Source organism: Vibrio sp. 1978 (assembly GCF_033344345.1).
In genome coordinates, this window is record NZ_JAWPOP010000013.1 from 1 (window position 1) to 3,835 (window position 3,835).

General features: G+C 41.5%; 3 protein-coding genes. 2 read left to right on the plus strand and 1 reads right to left on the minus strand.

The genetic code is table 11. From position 1 onward, the window contains the following. Window positions 1-50 precede the first annotated feature (50 nt). Entirely contained in the window at window positions 51-620 is a 570-nt protein-coding gene (locus R8N49_RS13835) for a leukocidin family pore-forming toxin (RefSeq protein ID WP_318190008.1), read from the minus strand. A gap of 1,101 nt (window positions 621-1,721) precedes the next feature. On the opposite strand from R8N49_RS13835, the gene R8N49_RS13840 reads away from it, so the two are divergent. Together R8N49_RS13840 and R8N49_RS13845 are read left to right on the plus strand one after the other, a co-directional pair. Beyond that, the gene (locus R8N49_RS13840) at window positions 1,722-2,696 is read left to right on the plus strand and encodes a DUF1852 domain-containing protein (protein WP_017636059.1); all 975 of its coding nucleotides are present in this window, start codon (window positions 1,722-1,724) and stop codon (window positions 2,694-2,696) included. A 30-nt stretch (window positions 2,697-2,726) separates the two neighbouring features. Further along, window positions 2,727-3,755 carry a methionine synthase gene (locus tag R8N49_RS13845; RefSeq protein WP_186584826.1) on the plus strand — a complete coding sequence of 343 codons (1,029 nt, stop codon included), beginning with the start codon at window positions 2,727-2,729 and terminating at the stop codon, window positions 3,753-3,755. Window positions 3,756-3,835 lie beyond the last annotated feature (80 nt).

Consider the following 3,835-nt stretch of genomic DNA (forward strand, 5'->3'; position numbering starts at 1 on the left):
CATGTTGAAAGTTGATTATCAGGCGCCAGTATTTTTAGCGTAAACCGTCGTCAATAGCTCGTGGGTGAATAGTTACCGTTAGCTTGGTTAAAATCGGCAACCGTTTGAAACTCTGGCTGGTCGTACGTTACACGGTTGCTCCAGGAGATTCCCCCACTAATATTTGGAGAAGTAGAAGCACTGAATCCAAGGTTAAAATCTAGAGACTCACTGACAGATGCCGTTGCAATGGTGTTTTCTGGAGCATGGCTCATGTGGCGTAAGGGGGCGCCATTTAAATAGCTCAGTGCCAGCTTAAAAGCCGTTGGAACGGTGTAACGGTAATCTCCCCCAGTAGCAAAACCATAGATTTGTTCTTTGTTTGGAACATTAGTCATGTCGAAGCCAGAACCGCCATTTAGGATCAACTTGGCTTCTTTAGCGCCATTTGGTAGCAAAGATTGGTTCCAGACATTTTCTAAAGAATAAATTAAGCGGATTTTTTTCGAGCGTGCATCACCATCATCAAGCTGAAGCAATGTCGAAGTGTAAGATTTCAATGTATCTTCAGCATGTGCTGGTGCTAAAGAACCAAGTAAAGCGAGTGCGATAATACTCGCGGAAAGATGCTGTTTTTCCATTATTTTTTCCTATTAGTCAGCCCATAAAGACTTTTGTTTTAAACCATCTTGATGGGCACTTTATAATTATGGACAGGTTATAAATTCAAGCTCAATAAATGAGCGGTGAAATAGTGCATCTTGTTTTTTATTAAAAAAAGAAAAAGGATAGATTCGTGGGATTAATGTCTCATAGTTTTTAAATTCACCACTCAACTATAATAAATAAGAATTTGGTTATTAAGTCTTGTCTTTTTAAGTTATTGCTTAATTTTAATTTTCTAATGTTGTGTTGAGATTTTCTATTGATAAAAGTGAATTTTATAAATGTTAGCCATGTTATTTTTAGGGTTTTTGTTATACCAAATTAAGTAAAGTATCGTTATGTGGTTATCTCGGGTTTATGGGTTTAATTCAAATTAAAACAGTGGTTTATGTTTTTTTTGTTATTATTTTTTAGAGCTTAATGTAATAGTTTAGTGATAAAGTCCGTCAATGAAGTTGCCATGTTCGTGTATGAAGTTATATGTGCTTTTACAGCAGGAAATTAAACTTTACGTTTAAGATGGTAAAGATAGAAAAAGAAATAAATAAGATAATTAAATAATCATGTTTCCGAGAATATAAATGTAACGTACTTCTAATTAAACGAATGCTTGAATAAACGATGGAGTGTGAAAAGTACTATTTAAGTTACGCTGTCCTATATTCCAGTTGGTGCCTTGTTCATACAATGCGTTTTCTCGGCTTAAAACTGGTTTACGTACTGCTAATCCCTTATCCGTTTCTTAATTACACATATTGGCAATATGCTCGCCAAGTTACGTGTATTGGTGTCAATGAAAAACAGTATCTACGATAGCTCTCTCAGGGTTGGAACTGCCACTATGAATTTCCTTCATGTTCAATGTGAAACAATACCAATATTACTCAACTCGTGAAGCAAGTATAAAAAACGGACTGCTCTGGTGTTAGGCACTGCGACCACCGTTTTTAGTACGAACTGTTCGTCGTGAACGCTGCGCAACCTAACGATTGGGAAAACCAAAAAACAAAAAATGTCCCCATGCACAGAGTTAGGAAAAGTCTGCTTTATCTAAGGAAATAGGATACCAACTCACGATGAATAACGATTTCACATTTGCTATCAAAAGCATTCGCTTTGATGAGAATTACCAACCATCAGACAACACGCGAATCACTACCAACTTTGCTAATCTGGCTCGCGGAAACTACCGCCGAGAGAATCTGCGCAATGCGCTCCGAATGATCGATAATCGTTTTAATGCGTTGGCATATTGGGATAACGCGCAAGGTGACCGCTACTCCGTTGAACTTGAAATCATCTCCGTTGATATGGATATCCAAGGTAGTGGAGAAGCCTTCCCATCGATTGAAGTGCTCAAAACTAACATTGTTGACCACAACACTAACGAGCGTATCGAAGGCATTGTGGGCAACAACTTCTCTTCATACGTGCGTGATTACGACTTTAGCGTTTTGCTGTTGGACCACAACAAAAACCAGCCACAGTTCAGCATCCCAGCGAACTTCGGTGATTTGCATGGCAAACTGTTCAAAGCTTTCGTTAATTCTGAGTCTTATAAACAGCATTTCAAAAAGCTGCCAGTGATTTGTCTGAGCGTATCGGACAACAAGGTATACCGACGCACCGAAAATCAACATCCTGTTTTGGGCTTTGAATATCAGCCGAACGAATCTTCGTTGACGGAGCAGTACTTCAAGAAGATGGGCTTACAGGTGCGCTACTTTATGCCGCCAAACAGCGTTGCACCGTTGGCATTCTACTTCTTCGGTGACTTGTTGAACGATTATTCAAACCTAGAGCTTATCAGTACGATTAGCACGATGGAGACATTCCAGAAGATTTACCGACCTGAGATTTACAATGCCAACGCGGTTGCCGGTAATTGCTACCAGCCAAACTTAAAAAACCTAGACCACTCGCTAACTCAAATCGTTTACGACCGAGAAGAGCGCAGCCAACTGGCGATTGAACAAGGGAAATTTGCCGAGGAGCATTTCATCAAACCTTATCAATCTGTGCTTGAACAATGGTCTGCAAATTACGCGTAAAAGATAACGAGAATCTAGAAAGGAATGACGATGAAAACACTATTACCGACTTCAACGGCTGGCAGCTTACCGAAACCTTCTTGGCTGGCCGAACCAGAAAAACTTTGGTCACCGTGGAAACTGCAAGGTGAAGAACTGATTGATGGCAAACGCGATGCGCTACGTGTCACTTTGCAAGAACAAGAACTGGCAGGCGTTGATATCGTCAGTGATGGCGAGCAAACTCGGCAACATTTTGTGACGACCTTTATTGAGCATTTAAGCGGCGTAGATTTTGAAAACCGCAAAACGGTGACTATTCGCAACCGTTATGAAGCAAGTGTTCCGACTGTGGTTGGCCCAGTAAGCCGCACAAAGCCCGTGTTTGTTGAAGATGCCAAGTTCTTGCGTCAGCAAACTAAGCAACCTATCAAGTGGGCGCTTCCAGGCCCTATGACGATGATCGACACACTTTATGATGATCATTACGGTAGCCGTGAAAAGCTGGCTTGGGAATTTGCAAAAATCCTCAACCAAGAAGCGAAAGAGCTTGAAGCGGCAGGTGTCGATATCATTCAGTTTGATGAGCCTGCGTTTAATGTGTTTTTCGATGATGTGAACGAGTGGGGCATTGCGTGTTTAGAGCGTGCTATTGAAGGGCTGAAATGTGAAACTGCAGTGCACATCTGCTATGGCTACGGCATCAAAGCGAACACAGATTGGAAGCAAACGCTAGGCACTGAATGGCGACAATACGAAGAAGTATTCCCTAAATTGCAGCAGTCAAATATCGATATTATCTCGCTTGAGTGTCATAACTCGCGAGTGCCTATTGAGTTGCTTGAGTTGATTCGCGGTAAGAAGGTGATGGTTGGTGCGATTGACGTCGCTACCAACGAAATTGAAACGCCAGAAGAAGTAGCGAACACATTGCGAGAGGCGTTGAAGTACGTTGATGCCGACAAGCTTTACCCATGTACCAACTGCGGTATGGCACCTTTGTCTCGTGAAGTATCGACCGCTAAGCTCAATGCGTTAAGTGCGGGTGCGGAGATCATTCGTAAAGAGTTGGTGGGTTGATATTAATACTTAGGCTCCGCACCATGAACTAAAATTAGGGTCAATCTAGCGAGTTTAAATGAGACTAGGAATCGGGTTAC